A 13,775-nucleotide genomic window follows, 5' to 3' on the forward strand; every position below is an offset into this window, starting at 1 on the left:
ACATGGAAAAAGCATTTTTAAGACTCGTTGCAGAAGACATACAGGCTAGATTTGGCCAAGATATATCAGATATTGCCATTGTATTCAACAACAAGAGGCCGATTACCTATCTGAAAAAGCATTTGGTGGACGTATATGGAAAGGCCATCTGGTCGCCACAATTTTATACCATTCAAGAGTTCTTTGCCCAATCCAGCAGTAACCTGCAGGCGACGGCATTGAGTCAGTTCTTCTATCTTTTTGAACTGCACAATGAATTGTTGACCAATGAAGGTCGCGATCCGGAAACTTTGGAAGAGTTCTACCCTATTGCGGAGATTATCCTAAGTGATTTTGGCCAGATCGATTATGATCTGGTACCCGTGGACCAGATCTATATGGAACTGTTTGATACGACAGAGATAGATATCCATTTCCAACACTTTACGGAAGAGCAGCAGTCCTTTATCAAGCAGTTTTGGAAATCCTTTAGCATGAAAGGCCATACAGCCGTTCAGCAACGCTTTTTGGCATTATGGAAGCGATTACCAAAATTATATAAAGCCTTTCAAGAGAAATTAAAGAGTGAAAAGCAGACCAACTATCCTATCTTATATCGGGAATTGGCCGAAGGGCGAGCAGAGAACCAAGACTTTATCAAGGAGCATAAAAAGGTTCTTTTTGTGGGATTCAATGCTTTGAACAGAGCAGAAGCTCAATTATTCAAAAAATGGCAAGAGGAAGATTTAGCGCTGTTCTATTTTGATGCTGACGCGCATTACTTGGATGATAAAATCCAAGAAGCTGGCTTATTCCTTCGAAGAAACCTATATAATACAGGCTTGGTCAATGCCTTGGGTGAATCGCCAAATCTTATCGCGAATCGGGATACGGATGTCAATCTGTACAAAAGCCTCGGTAATAACAGCGAAGCCAAATTGCTGCATGATGTCCTGGCATTAAAAAACATAGATTTCAAAAAAGAGACCGCCGCCATTCTATTGGCCGATGAGAGTCTTTTGGTGCCCTTGCTGCAAAGTCTTCCCCAAATAGATATTAATATTACCACTGGTTATCCATTGATACAATCGGCTATTTATGGCTTATTGGATCTGTGGACAGAGGTGCAACTGTTGATTACCCAACAGAAAAAGGAAAAGATTCCCTATCAGTTATTGGAGACTTACCTAAGTCATCCGATGACTAAGGTGAGCCGGAAACAGAAGCAAGAGATACAGAGGGATTCTGCTAAAAGACAGCTCTTTGAAATCGCCATTGCGGAGATAGATGTAAGTAGTTCAGCGATTCCTCAATTCTTTCGGAAACTGAACAGTCCGGAAGATCTCATCCCTCAGATGATCAAGATCATCGATGATCTTTTGAGCAGTCTAGCTTTGGAAGGAAGAACGAAATTGATTGAATCACACCTATTGATTGAAACAAAAAAGGTTTTGAATCAAATGCATTTGGGTTTTGAGAAGCTGGGCAACCTGAGTGTGCTATTCCAAGTTGGCTTGATCAAGAAAGCATTAGGCCCTATCAATTCAGCCATTGAAGGAGATCAACTTTATGGTTTGCAGATTATGGGTCTGCTGGAAAGTAGATGTTTGAATTTTGACCATGTGTATGTTCTTGGTGTGAATGAGGGTATCCTACCGAAAACATCCAGTTCACCGACCTTTCTGCCTAATAATTTGAGAAAGGCCTATGGACTTCCGGTATTAGAAAATCAAGATGCCCTTTCGGCATATTTATTTTATAGGCACTTCCAATACAGCGATGACATCCACTTGTTCTACAATGGCATCGTGGATGAAAGCAGTACAGGGGAGGAAAGTAGGTTCATAAAACAGCTGATGTTTGAAACCCAGTTTAATTTCATTAATCATATCCAACAACAACCTTTATTGTTCCCGAATCAACCTCAGGAACTGATCATTGAGAAAAAGGGTGCAATCTGGAACAAGCTTTATGATAGCTATATCGTAAACAAGAAAGCTCTTTCTGCATCTGCATTTACTACATACCTGATGTCGCCATTGCAATTCTTCTTGAAGTATGTCGCTGAGATCAAGGAACCGCCTAGCATTTCACAGGAATTTGAAATGAACAAGCTCGGTACAGTTATCCATAATTGCATGGAACATTTACTTAAAGCCGTATTGGATGAGAAAGATTTTGTTCCTACTTCTGAACTGGAGAAAGCACTAGAGAAGGTGGATGGGGTGGTGATCCAGGAAATCGGCAGGCAATATGAATCGGAACCGCATTCTTTGGAGGACCTGAACAGTTTACAGCGGATCATGCATAAAATATCCTCTGAATACATCAAGATGTATCTGCAGTACGATATGGAACAGTATGAATCCATCAAGATCGTGGAGTTGGAAAATGATGAAGACTATCATTTAGACTTTGAAATCAGCATCGATGGCAAGCCTGAAATGATCAATCTATATGGGATCATTGACCGTGTGGATGAGGTGATTACAAAAAATGGCCAGCATAAACTTCGGATTGTGGACTATAAAACTGGGGCGGATCAAGTTATTTTTGGTAATTTGGATAAAGTATTTGCCGAAAACACCGAAAACAAAGCCTTATTGCAGACCTTATTTTACGCTTATGTCTATGAACAGGTTTCAGGACTGAAAGGATTGGAACCGCATCTATACGTTGCAAGGCGTATGCGTGAGGATGGTACATTATTTAGGAATAGAAGTGGAAGTATGGTTTTTGAAGACCTGATTTTGGAAGACCAAAAGAAGGTATTCATTGACTTTTTGAGAGAGAAACTAGAAGAGTTATTCAATCCCGAAATACCATTCAAACACAATCCAGATGCTGTTGTCTATCCGTCTGACCCGTATACCCTGTTTTATAAGTACAGCATTGCGGAAAAGGCTGAAGAGGAAGCCTAAGGTCGGTAAAACTGTTTTATTGCAACAATATCCATGTTAGAAGTCAATTTTAGAATCAAAGTTTTTTATCATGCCGCTAGGGATTTGAGCTTTACCAAAGCATCCCGCGAACTAAACATCAGTCAACCTGCTGTATCCAAACATATCCAAGAACTGGAGAATACCATAGGCCAAGCGCTGTTCTTGAGAAATGGAAGCCGGATACTCTTGACTGAAGCAGGAGCTACCTTAATGGAATCCGTGAAGGTCATCATCCATGAATATGAATTGGCTGATTATAAACTGGGGCTTCTTAACAATCAAATAAGAGGAAATTTAGTCATTGGCGCCAGTACTACCCTAGCCCAGTATATCCTGCCGAAGCTTATTGCCAAGTTTTCTGAAAAGAATCCCTTGATCAACATAAAGTTGTTCACCGGAAATACTGCTCAAGTGGATCGCTGGCTTTATGAACGTAAGATCGGTTTAGGCTTTGTGGAAGGTATTGCTGAGGACCAATCATTGAAATACAACAAGATCCTAGACGACCAATTGATCTGGGTCGCAAGGACCAACCATCCCCTATTCAAACAGTTGCCGATCTGTTTGGATGAACTCAAAAAACAGGAGTTTATCTTTAGGGAACCAGGATCAGGGACGAATGACATCGTCTTTCAAAAGTTCAGTGAGAACGACATCAATGCCAGGGATTTGGTAAATCGGGTACAGATGTCGAGTTCAGAATCTATCAAGCAATATATACGCTATAGTAATGCCATTGGGATTCTATCCAAATACGCCGTTCAGAATGATTTGGAGAATGGAATTCTAAAACAAATAGAAGTTGAGGGCTTCGAAATCAACAGAGAGTTATATTTAGTTCATCTTCACGGGGAGCTCTCGGGGCTTCCAAAGCAGTTCATTCGCTTTATCAATCAAGCACTTACAGAGTAGGATAACCTGAGGTTATAGCCCATAACATTTTATCGTTTTAGCAACTCCATTAACAAGCTTAAGTTTGTTCATATGGAAAACGATTTAAACCAACCGAAAAACCTCCTAAAGGAAGTAAATAAGATAGCCAGGCAGACTAAGATCGTGGCCGGACTATTTATTTTCATTGTATTCATTGTCCTGATGCAAGCATTGGGGTTCAATACCAATATATTAAAAACCAAGCTAGCTGCCGACAACAAGCAGGATAGCGTTGAGAACAATTCAGTGAACTTGATCAAGGACTTCAAAATGGCTCCATATCCTGACAATGAAGAAGGAAAGATGGCAGCCTATGGAGAAAAGCTGATCAAAGAAACCCCGAAATATCTAGGACCAAATAATAAGCATGGTGAAGTGTTCTCTGGAAACAACCTCGCTTGCGGAAGTTGCCACCTCAATGGAGGAACCAAGGAATATGCCGCTCCTTATATCGGCCTAAGTGCTTTATTCCCTATCTACAGTGGCCGTGAGGGCAAAGTTGCGACTTTGGAAGAAAGGATCAACGGCTGCTTTGAAAGAAGCATGAATGGCAAGAAACTGCCTATAGAAAGCAATGAAATGATTGCCATCGTGAGCTATATCAAGCACTTGAGTAAAGATGTTAAAGTTGGAGGAAGAATAGAAGGTCAGGGATTTGTGAAGTTGGAGACTCCAGACCGTAAAGCTGACCTACAACATGGGGAGTCGGTATTCAAGACCCAATGTGTAAGCTGTCACCAAGCGAATGGCTTAGGCCTTCCGAAAAAGGCAGGCGAACTGGATGAAGGTTATATGTACCCGCCACTGTGGGGCGATGATTCGTTCAATGATGGCGCCGGGATGGGAAGGATGCTTACCGCAGCTAAATTTATCAAGGGCAATATGCCTTTAGGTGCAAGTGCGGATGCCCCTATCCTATCTGATGAGGAAGCTTATGATGTTGCAGCCTTTATCAATTCCTTTGAAAGACCATCTAAAGCGGATAAAGAGCATGATTATCCCGATCTAAGCAAGAAACCAAAGGATAGTCCATATCCACCTTTCGCCGATAAAATACCTGAAGAACAACATAAATACGGACCTTTTAATTTTTAAAAAGCATGAGAAATATAATTATTATTTGCAGTCTATTTTTAATGACTAGCAGCCTAGTAGAGGCACAAAGCAAATCAATTGACAATAAATTGATTGAAAACGCCAAGTTCAGTGGTGCCGAGACTCACCATAAACACTATAAAGCCATCTATCAATTGGACAGCAACAATCCTGATGTTGTAAAGAAAGCTTTTAGGAACATCAAGAACGTATTGAACGACCCTCGCCTAAAGGGCAAGATCGAAGTCGAACTGATAACCTTCTCTGGCGGAACCGAAGTGATGCTAAAAGACTCTGGTTATGAAGAAGCATTGAAAGATCTGATCAATAAAGGTGTTACTGTCGCCCAATGCACCAATTCCTTACAAGAGAGAAAACTGAAAAAAGAACAATTATATGATTTCATCGGATATGTACCGAGTGGTAATGGTGAATTGGTTATCCGCGCTTCAGAAGGCTGGGTAATCGTAAAACCATAATATCCTTAATCCATTGTAGAAATATTGAATATGAAGAATTTAAAACGAATTTTATTACTTGCTGTTATTTTATTGATGAACAAAGCATTTGCCCAAGACCCATTTCAATATGATCCACCGTGGAACACAGCACCAAAATCAGCAGTTAATTTCACTGTTCCAGGTATAGATAATGTTCCCGATTTATTTGGTGACATCGTAGATCCGCAGCTAGTCGTGTTTTTTGCAGGGAATCAATTTATGGTCATGGATGACCTATTGGCAGCCTTCAAGCAGAAACATCCGAAGTATGAAAGAATCTTTGTGGAGACTTTGCCTCCAGGGATTCTGGCAAAACAGATTGAAGGCGGCTCAATTACTATTGGGAACATGCGGATAACCCATAAACCCGATGTGTATGCCGCTGGCAAGAACAGAATCGACAGTATGCAGAATCACTTCTCAAGAACTGAGGTCTACGCCTACAACAAACTGGCGATTATGGTTCCCCAAGGAAATCCAAAAGCTGTTAAAACTGTTCAGGACCTAGCCAAGAAAGATGTGAAGATCGCCATGCCGAACCCAGCTTGGGAAGGCATTGGAAGGCAGATCGTTTCGGTATATAAGAAGTTAGGTGGAGAGCAATTGGAAAAAACAATCATGAAGGACAAGGTGAGTGATGGCTCGACCTACAAAACCAAGATACACCATAGAGAAAGTCCTATGAAAATCTTGTACAAAGAGGTTGATGCAGCACCAGTATGGTATTCGGAGGTTGTATACCAAAAGCTATTAAATCATCCTGTAGAGATGGTAGAAATCCCAAATGAGCAAAATATTAAAGCGACATACATGATCGCGGAGATGAAGAATGCTCCAAGGGCCCAAGCGGCAAAAGATTTCGTAGACTTTATGAAATCGGATGAAGCAAAAGCGATCTATAAGAAATATGGATTTGAAACACCATAGTTTGTTTAATTAAAAAGAGAAGGGTCCCAATCATGATTGGGACCCTTCTCTTTTTAGCTTCTCAGCTTATTTCTTATATTTTCGAATCGCTTTGTTTGCTCTTTTAGTAGCAGTGTCGATTTTATAATCTAGCCATTTATCTTTAAAAATCTTACGCATGGTGTCATCGAAGTGGCGGGTTACGAAGAGGTTTCTAGCACCTTTAAGTTTTTCGCTCAATGAATTTGCCAAAGCACGTACAGAAATAGAATACCCTTCTGTTTCGTATTGTATATAATGCCACCAACCAGCAGGCATGTATAAGGTCTCTCCTGGATTGATTACCGCCTCATAACCATCTAAAAATTCCAAGCCTGGATAATCCTTTACATCGCTTTTCTTAAGGTTTGCAATGCTATGGAAGTTATATGGCAGTTTGTACATTAGATCAGACTGGTTGTTCGGGAATAACCAGATACGCTTAGCCCCTTGGAATTGCGAGATGAATACATGAGACATATCGATATCAAAGTGATTCCTAGTTGCTGAACCCTCACCACCGAAGAACATATAAGGTAACCACTGAATAACCTTGCCACCAGTAACATCATTAAAGATGACATCTTTTTTCAATTCCGGTCTTATTTTCATAAGGTTAAACAAGAAAAGGCGTAGTTCAGTAGGTTCTTTACGGATCATATCCAAGTATTCTCCAAAGGTCATCTTACCCACTGGAGGACTTGCTGCATGGTTTTGTGACTCCTCTTCCCGACCATATACGTCGATTTTTTCGTTACCCGCTATTTCCTTGAAATAGTCGTAGCTCCACTTATTCCAGCAAGGGCTATCTTTACTGATAAAGTCCTTGATGATAACAGGCTGACTCTTATTCAGATAGTCCCTAACAAAGTCTTTAGGAGCTATTCCAGATATACTATTAACAGGTTTTAATTTCACAATATTCCCATTTTTGAGTTAATGCAAACATAAAAAAAATATTTCTACAATAAATATACCCAACCCAGATGAAAGGAATATTTATGACTATTTTTTGGTAATGTATGCAGAATATATTTATCAAAAAATGATAAATATCAAATTTGTAAGTGTTTCTTGATAATCGGGTTAGGGTCTTTTGGAGAAGAACAAAAAGAGTTTATGGCCTCGTTTTACGGGAAACCATAAAAAAAGGCTATCCCGATCAGGATAGCCTAAATATTGTATTGGGCGATTGCCTATTTATTAACTTGTTTGATATACTGCTCAATAGCCATAGTCATACTTGGAGCATTAGGGGTTGGTGCTGGAATATCCAGGATCAAACCATGTTCCAATAAGGCTTGTTGAGTTGTAGCACCGAATGCAGCGATACGGGTATTGTTCTGTATGAAATCAGGGAAGTTCTCGTACAAGGACTGAACACTCGAAGGACTGAAGAAAACGATGATATCGTAAAATACATCTTTCAAATCCTTGATATCCGAAATCACCGTTCTGAATAGCACAGCCGGGGTGAAATCATATCCATTTTCTTGCAACCAGCGTTGAGTTTCCTCATTGGCTACATCAGAACATGGGAATAGGAATTTCTCTTTGTTATGCTTTTTCAGGACATCCTCAAGATCCTGTGCGGTTTGCTTTCCGAAGAAAATCTTGCGCTTACGATATTGAATGTATTTCTGAAGGTACAAGGCAATGGTTTCAGAAATACAGAAATATTTCAGTTCCGCAGAAACTTCAAATCGCATTTCCTCACATACCCTAAAGAAATGATCTACTGCATTTTTACTGGTGAAAATGACTGCAGAAAAATCTGCAAAATTAACCTTCTCTTTTCTGACATCTTTTGCAGAGACGCCTTCAACATGGATGAACCCTCTGAAGTCTAATTTTAAATTATACTTCTCGGCTAGTGTGAAGTAGGGAGATTTATCGTTTTCAGGCTTTGGTAAAGTAACTAAAATGCTCTTTACTTTTTTGGATCTTTCTACATCAATCTGCATATACTCTTTCTTAATTACTTAGTGATCTCACTAATATCAAAATTGGTGCTAATTCGAGACTGCAAAGATAAAGAATTAAATAAAAAATAGAAAATTTGAAATGACCGAACAGGTGAAAAGCAGTCCTAATAAACCTATACGAGAATAAAATAATTACAATACAAATGTAAATTATTGAGATAGTTTGGAAATAATAGGCAGGAATAAACACAACAGCCAGTAAAAACGGCATTAAGAAAAACATGCTATTAAAATAAACTAAGTACAGAATAGCAATATATTCCCTTACAATTTTTTCCAATTGAAATACAAATGATACAAAGCGGATGATTAAGATCTTTGCAATAAACAGCAAAGCGATAAATCCGGAGTTCTTCAGGAAGTTTTCAAAAGTAAGATAATTTTTGTCGTCAAAACTTGACATGATCACAACGACAAACAATCCCAAGGACAAACTGAAAACTGCGTACAAAAAGATATATGGCCATGAGGTCGCTAGGTTATCTTCCTTACTGACTTGCAGCAATAATCGTTCTTTGTAATAGGCATCGACAATTATCTTGAGTTCTACCGGAAAGACAATCCGAAGCACCCCTAACATCAAGAACAGCAGAAATACGATCAACAAAACCCAAGCGGGTCGATTGCTTTTCTCAATCCCATCCTGCAAAACAGATTGCCCATGCTGGGCTCCAACTTGATCCATCCCAAAATACAGCCCCTGATTCCCCTTTTTCAGGGTAGCATCATACGCCAATTTCAAATAATTGATTCCTTTATCAGGAAAAAGAATAATTTGACTATTTTTAAGATTGTTGTCCAAAGATTCAAAGATAGCCAAGCGAGCTAAAGAGTCTTTGATAGCGAGAGAATCCACTAATTCTACGGAATCAACAGGTAATTCTTGGGCATAGCCTTTAGGAGCATAGAAAATGCTGCTAATGATCAAAATCCATATTATACAGAATCCGTTAATGTCCTTCATGAAAGGCGTAAAGTTAGGACAAAATAATTGCTTTAGAAATTGAAAATATGAGTAAAAAAGAAATTGTAAGATGCGGTTGGTGCGGCACTGATGAATTATACCAAGAGTACCATGACAAAGAATGGGGCAAACCGGTAAAAGACGATAAAATACTGTTTGAGTTTTTAATCCTTGAATCCGCTCAGGCGGGCCTTAGCTGGATCACTATCCTTAGAAAAAGAGAGGGTTATAAAAATGCTTTCTCCAATTTTGACTACAAGAAAATAGCAAAATACACTGAGGAAGATGTAGAAAGACTGCTGCAAGACCCAGGAATTATCAGGAACCGATTGAAGATCAACGCCACGATCCATAATGCAAAATCCTTTATGGAGATTCAGAAGGAATTTGGCAGCTTTTACAACTACCTATACGGCTTTCTTCCGGATCAGCAACCTATCATCAACAATCTGGAAAGTTTAGAGCATACTGTTGCTACCACGGATCTTTCGGACCGCATCGCAAAGGACCTGAAGAAGAGAGGCATTAAATTCTTTGGCTCAACCACCTGTTACGCCTATATGCAGGCCGTTGGTATGGTGAATGACCATTTGGCCACCTGCAGCTTTAGATAGCCCCTGTACGCGGGATATTCTTATAGATATTTTGAAGGTTACGGCATTGGCCATTATAGTCCAATCCGTAGCCTACTACAAATTCCTTCTCGATTTCAAATCCCACATACATGATATTGTCAAAGGAATAAAGAAGGCATTCCGGTTTCAGCAACAGCGTTGCAACGGAAATACTAGCTACGCCCAATCGTTCCAAGGCCTCGATGGTATGGACCAAGGATCTCCCCGAATCCACCACATCCTCCACGATCACGATATGCCTATCTTCCAATGACATCCCCACCCCTATCAACTCGTGTATATCACCTTGATCAGTACCCGCATAGGAAGCCAACTTCACAAAAGACATTTCACATGGAATATGGACCTGCTTCATCAAATCGGCCATAAACATAAAGCAACCGTTCAAAACCCCGACAAATACCGGATGCTGGTCTTCATACCTGAGATTGATATCAATCCCAATCAGGCGAATCCTTTTTTGGATCTGCTCATAATCAATCATGAGCTCAAATTCCAAATCGTCGATAAATATATTCTTCATGATTAATCGTTTTGTTCTGAACTACCCTTGCCAAATAGTTTTTCCAATAATGCTTTGCGGATCCTTTCCTCCCTATCGATTTCATCCACCATATCTTTGATGTCATCATGGTTCATCATCGAATCAGGCACTCCTTTCGGTCTTGGCGGACGCAGATTAGGCTGCAATTCAACTTGATAGAATCCATAATTTCCGGGAACATTTTCACCTTCCAACTGGTTCATTTTATTCATGATGTAGCCGTAAGTATTGAAATGCTTCATCACCCAAGGTTTCAAGTGGCCAGTATAATCGAAGGATGAAAGACCTGTTTTCGGTCTAGGAATAATGCTAGACAGGTACAAGCTCTCCCCGATGGTCAGTTCTGAAGGCTTCTTACCAAAATAATATTTTGAAGCTTCTGCGATGCCATATACATTTTTACCCCATTCGATGATATTTAGGTAGATTTCCAATAAGCGATCCTTGCTCACCTGCTTGGATTGTTCCATCAGCCATACCAACAGAATCTCTTCAAACTTCCGCATCATCGTCTTGTTCCTGTTCAGGTACAGGTTCTTGATCAGCTGCATGGAGATCGTACTGGCTCCACGCTTAAATTTCTTTTCCTTGATATTCGTCACTATCGAGAGTTGGAAAGCCTCCAACTCAAAACCATTATGTTTATAGAAAAACGGATCTTCCGTATTCAACACTGTTTTCTTCAATATCGGAGCAATCTGTGCCAATGGCATGAAATTAGGATTGGATGCATCCAATTTAATATCTCTCATCTTCAGCGTATCCTCATAGGCCTCATAGACAAATGGACCATTCAGCGCAGCAATATCAGCCTTGCCCCATTTCTTCACTTTAAGGTCCTGATCGTTGATCTTCGAAGCAAATTTCAATTCATCTGGATTATCCAGATCCACGTTGAAATCCATATCATATTGTATTTCACCTTCCACTTGAATTCCGTCCAGGTTTTCAAACAAGCCTACAGGAAGCGCTTCAAAGAAATTCTGCGCCTTGAACATGCCGGTATGTACCGCCATTTCCAATATCTTCTTCGGTTTACGGGTAAATTTCAATTTCGGTTGAAAGGAGAAATCCTTTACCTCTACCTTGGTGCCCTGCACTAATTCTATCGTATTTTCAGAGACCAAGAATCCACCATCTGCGGACCCACCCGGCAAAACAATGGTTTCTTCCGAAAGTCGATGATGGTTGACCCTCAAATTCTTGGCACTTACGCCCCCCAACATTTCCAAACTCTCCTTGCCTTTACGCGACACATTATCCAAATGGAAGCTCAGTTCATCAAAGCTTACATTCAAGCCAAATCTCCTCCCGATAAAGGGAATTTGCGCCTCTTTATTGTCCGAGGATATGGTTACATTCACAGTTTGGCGGCTGGAATTGATGTTCCCTTTAAAATTCCATTTCGCTTCTTGCTCATTCAGGAATACATCAATATCATAATCGCCATCATCGATCTTCCCTTCTGGGATCTTCACCACTTGGGTAGAAGAAGAATCTTGAAAGGACAGGCTTACATTTTCTAAATTCAAATTATCCGGAACTGCCTGAAAAGCTCTCTTCAAAAGGTTATCAATGGTTTCGGCCAAGGTCTTGGTTTCGGTCACTTCTTTGGTACTGTCTACTTCAGACTTCTTGCGGAATAGGAAATCATAATTGGCAGTACTATCATGCTTGACCAAGGTAATATCAGCGTTTTTAAGGTCTAATTCATCCAGCTGTACCGTTCCTAAAAGTAGGGGGAATAATTTGACAGACACCTTGAACTCATCGATGGCAGCCAATTGTTCTGAACTGTCGGGAACCAGCTTTACCCGCTGAAAATCTACGGTAGTCAAACCTGCAAATTCATACTTTTGGACTTCAAAATTCAAAGCATAATCATCCTTCAATTTCTTCTGCACCTTAGCTACAGCCTTGTTCAGCATATCCCCACGCACAGACATCGCCCATATAAAACCTATTGACAACACCGCTAGGATGCTCGCTGCAGTTATAATGAACCATCTCTTCTTAACGAAACTGAAATCGGGAATCTTGATATTTTTTACGTCTAACATATATTAATGTGAAAACCGAAGATTATGGTAAAAATATGCAAAAATCATTAAAAACATCATTATGACAAGATATTGAGCTTCTTTCTTTAGCTTTGTTAAATTAATTTAAATCCATGATTACTAAAGAACAGATTTTACATGCTTTAGGTCATGTGGAAGAACCAGATCTAAAAAAGGACTTGGTAACCCTCAACATGATCGAAAACATTGAAATATTACCGAAAAAAATAAAATTTGATGTGGTGCTCACCACACCTGCTTGTCCACTAAAAGGACATATTGAACATGCCTGCCGAAATGCAATCGCATTATTTGTTTCCAAGGAAGTAGAAGTTGAAATCAACATGACGGCAAGAGTGCGCGCCGTGGATACCGCTCAATTGAAAAACATCAAGAACATCATCTTGGTTTCCTCTGGAAAAGGTGGCGTAGGAAAATCCACCGTCGCAGCAAACTTGGCATTGGCCCTAGCAAATACCGGTGCAAAAACCGGATTATTGGATGCCGATATCTATGGTCCTTCGGTTCCATTGATGTTTGGTGTGGAAGGTGCAAAACCACAGTCCTCTCAAGGTCCAGATGGTAAAAACAGGATCGTGCCTGTCGAAAGGTACGGATTAAAGCTTCTGTCTATTGGATTCTTTACCGACCCGAACCAACCTATTCCATGGAGAGGTCCGATGGCAACATCGGCAATCAAGCAATTGTTTGGCGATACGGATTGGGGAGAATTGGATTACCTGATCGTGGATATGCCTCCAGGTACTGGAGACATCCATATCACTACGGCACAGAGTTATCCTATAGCAGGAGCGGTGATTGTAACAACACCACAACAAGTAGCCTTGGCTGATGCGATCAAAGGGATGGCCATGTACCAGATGGAAGGCGTAAAAGTGCCTATCATTGGTGTTATTGAAAACATGTCCTACTTTACACCTGCGGAACTACCGGACAACAAATACTATATTTTTGGAAAAGATGGCGGCAAGCGACTTGCAGCAGACAACCAAGTCCCGTTTTTAGGCGAGATTCCATTGGTTAAATCTGTGGCCGATGCTGGCGATAATGGCTTCCCAATTGCCTTAGATCAGGATGAACCTGTAGCAAAGGCTTTTGCTGACATTGCAGGACGTGTTGCACAGGAACTAAGTATCCTAGCTGCCAAAGCATAAGGATCAACCATAGAAATT

At 40.3% G+C, this 13,775-nt stretch carries 12 protein-coding genes; 7 read left to right on the forward strand and 5 right to left on the reverse strand.

The genetic code is table 11. The annotated features are described in order from the left end of the window. Positions 1–2 precede the first annotated feature (2 nt). The 5 genes from CKW03_RS17200 to CKW03_RS17220 all read left to right on the forward strand — a co-directional run bounded on the left by CKW03_RS17200 (position 3) and on the right by CKW03_RS17220 (position 6,376). Positions 3–2,900, forward strand: coding sequence for a PD-(D/E)XK nuclease family protein (locus tag CKW03_RS17200; protein ID WP_093101033.1), 2,898 nt, complete (start codon positions 3–5; stop codon positions 2,898–2,900). A gap of 33 nt (positions 2,901–2,933) precedes the next feature. Then, positions 2,934–3,833 carry a LysR substrate-binding domain-containing protein gene (locus tag CKW03_RS17205; protein ID WP_093101034.1) on the forward strand — a complete coding sequence of 300 codons (900 nt, stop codon included), beginning with the start codon at positions 2,934–2,936 and terminating at the stop codon, positions 3,831–3,833. A 72-nt stretch (positions 3,834–3,905) separates the two neighbouring features. Next, the gene (locus CKW03_RS17210) at positions 3,906–4,949 is read left to right on the forward strand and encodes a c-type cytochrome (RefSeq protein WP_093101036.1); all 1,044 of its coding nucleotides are present in this window, start codon (positions 3,906–3,908) and stop codon (positions 4,947–4,949) included. Positions 4,950–4,954: 5 nt separating this feature from the next. Continuing rightward, positions 4,955–5,428, forward strand: a complete 474-nt coding sequence (locus CKW03_RS17215) for a DsrE family protein (RefSeq protein ID WP_093101037.1) — start codon at positions 4,955–4,957, stop codon at positions 5,426–5,428. A gap of 30 nt (positions 5,429–5,458) precedes the next feature. Beyond that, complete coding sequence (locus tag CKW03_RS17220) at positions 5,459–6,376, forward strand: molybdate ABC transporter substrate-binding protein (protein ID WP_093101039.1); 918 nt, start codon at positions 5,459–5,461, stop codon at positions 6,374–6,376. 66 nt (positions 6,377–6,442) lie between these two features. Here CKW03_RS17220 and CKW03_RS17225 read toward each other — a convergent pair whose 3' ends face one another. The 3 genes from CKW03_RS17225 to CKW03_RS17235 all read right to left on the reverse strand — a co-directional run bounded on the left by CKW03_RS17225 (position 6,443) and on the right by CKW03_RS17235 (position 9,343). After that, entirely contained in the window at positions 6,443–7,312 is an 870-nt protein-coding gene (locus tag CKW03_RS17225) for a cupin-like domain-containing protein (RefSeq protein WP_093101040.1), read from the reverse strand. 278 nt (positions 7,313–7,590) lie between these two features. After that, positions 7,591–8,358, reverse strand: coding sequence for a uroporphyrinogen-III synthase (locus CKW03_RS17230; protein ID WP_093101042.1), 768 nt, complete (start codon positions 8,356–8,358; stop codon positions 7,591–7,593). Between the two features lie 10 nt (positions 8,359–8,368). After that, positions 8,369–9,343, reverse strand: coding sequence for a DUF4271 domain-containing protein (locus CKW03_RS17235; protein ID WP_093101043.1), 975 nt, complete (start codon positions 9,341–9,343; stop codon positions 8,369–8,371). Between the two features lie 47 nt (positions 9,344–9,390). Here CKW03_RS17235 and CKW03_RS17240 point away from each other — a divergent pair, with 47 nt between their 5' ends. Further along, positions 9,391–9,957, forward strand: coding sequence for a DNA-3-methyladenine glycosylase I (locus tag CKW03_RS17240; protein ID WP_093101045.1), 567 nt, complete (start codon positions 9,391–9,393; stop codon positions 9,955–9,957). On the opposite strand, the gene CKW03_RS17245 is transcribed toward CKW03_RS17240, so the two are convergent. Both CKW03_RS17245 and CKW03_RS17250 read right to left on the reverse strand, forming a co-directional pair. Beyond that, positions 9,950–10,501, reverse strand: coding sequence for a phosphoribosyltransferase (locus CKW03_RS17245; protein ID WP_093101046.1), 552 nt, complete (start codon positions 10,499–10,501; stop codon positions 9,950–9,952). The two genes, CKW03_RS17240 and CKW03_RS17245, sit on opposite strands and share 8 nt — an antisense overlap. 2 nt (positions 10,502–10,503) lie before the next feature. After that, entirely contained in the window at positions 10,504–12,582 is a 2,079-nt protein-coding gene (locus tag CKW03_RS17250; protein ID WP_093101048.1) for a transglycosylase domain-containing protein, read from the reverse strand. A 113-nt stretch (positions 12,583–12,695) separates the two neighbouring features. On the opposite strand from CKW03_RS17250, the gene CKW03_RS17255 reads away from it, so the two are divergent. Further along, positions 12,696–13,757, forward strand: a complete 1,062-nt coding sequence (locus tag CKW03_RS17255; RefSeq protein WP_093101049.1) for an Mrp/NBP35 family ATP-binding protein — start codon at positions 12,696–12,698, stop codon at positions 13,755–13,757. Positions 13,758–13,775 lie beyond the last annotated feature (18 nt).

Source organism: Sphingobacterium mizutaii, from assembly GCF_900187125.1.
Lineage (GTDB): Bacteria > Bacteroidota > Bacteroidia > Sphingobacteriales > Sphingobacteriaceae > Sphingobacterium > Sphingobacterium mizutaii.

Excerpts from the sequence above, each read along its gene's own strand:
- CKW03_RS17200 (WP_093101033.1), top strand. The coding sequence starts at position 3 with ATGGAAAAAGCATTTTTAAGACTCGTTGCAGAAGACATACAGGCTAGA.
- CKW03_RS17205 (WP_093101034.1), top strand. The coding sequence starts at position 2,934 with ATGTTAGAAGTCAATTTTAGAATCAAAGTTTTTTATCATGCCGCTAGG.
- CKW03_RS17210 (WP_093101036.1), top strand. The coding sequence starts at position 3,906 with ATGGAAAACGATTTAAACCAACCGAAAAACCTCCTAAAGGAAGTAAAT.
- CKW03_RS17215 (WP_093101037.1), top strand. The coding sequence starts at position 4,955 with ATGAGAAATATAATTATTATTTGCAGTCTATTTTTAATGACTAGCAGC.
- CKW03_RS17220 (WP_093101039.1), top strand. The coding sequence starts at position 5,459 with ATGAAGAATTTAAAACGAATTTTATTACTTGCTGTTATTTTATTGATG.
- CKW03_RS17230 (WP_093101042.1), bottom strand. The coding sequence starts at position 8,358 with ATGCAGATTGATGTAGAAAGATCCAAAAAAGTAAAGAGCATTTTAGTT.
- CKW03_RS17235 (WP_093101043.1), bottom strand. The coding sequence starts at position 9,343 with ATGAAGGACATTAACGGATTCTGTATAATATGGATTTTGATCATTAGC.
- CKW03_RS17240 (WP_093101045.1), top strand. The coding sequence starts at position 9,391 with ATGAGTAAAAAAGAAATTGTAAGATGCGGTTGGTGCGGCACTGATGAA.
- CKW03_RS17245 (WP_093101046.1), bottom strand. The coding sequence starts at position 10,501 with ATGAAGAATATATTTATCGACGATTTGGAATTTGAGCTCATGATTGAT.
- CKW03_RS17250 (WP_093101048.1), bottom strand. The coding sequence starts at position 12,582 with ATGTTAGACGTAAAAAATATCAAGATTCCCGATTTCAGTTTCGTTAAG.
- CKW03_RS17255 (WP_093101049.1), top strand. The coding sequence starts at position 12,696 with ATGATTACTAAAGAACAGATTTTACATGCTTTAGGTCATGTGGAAGAA.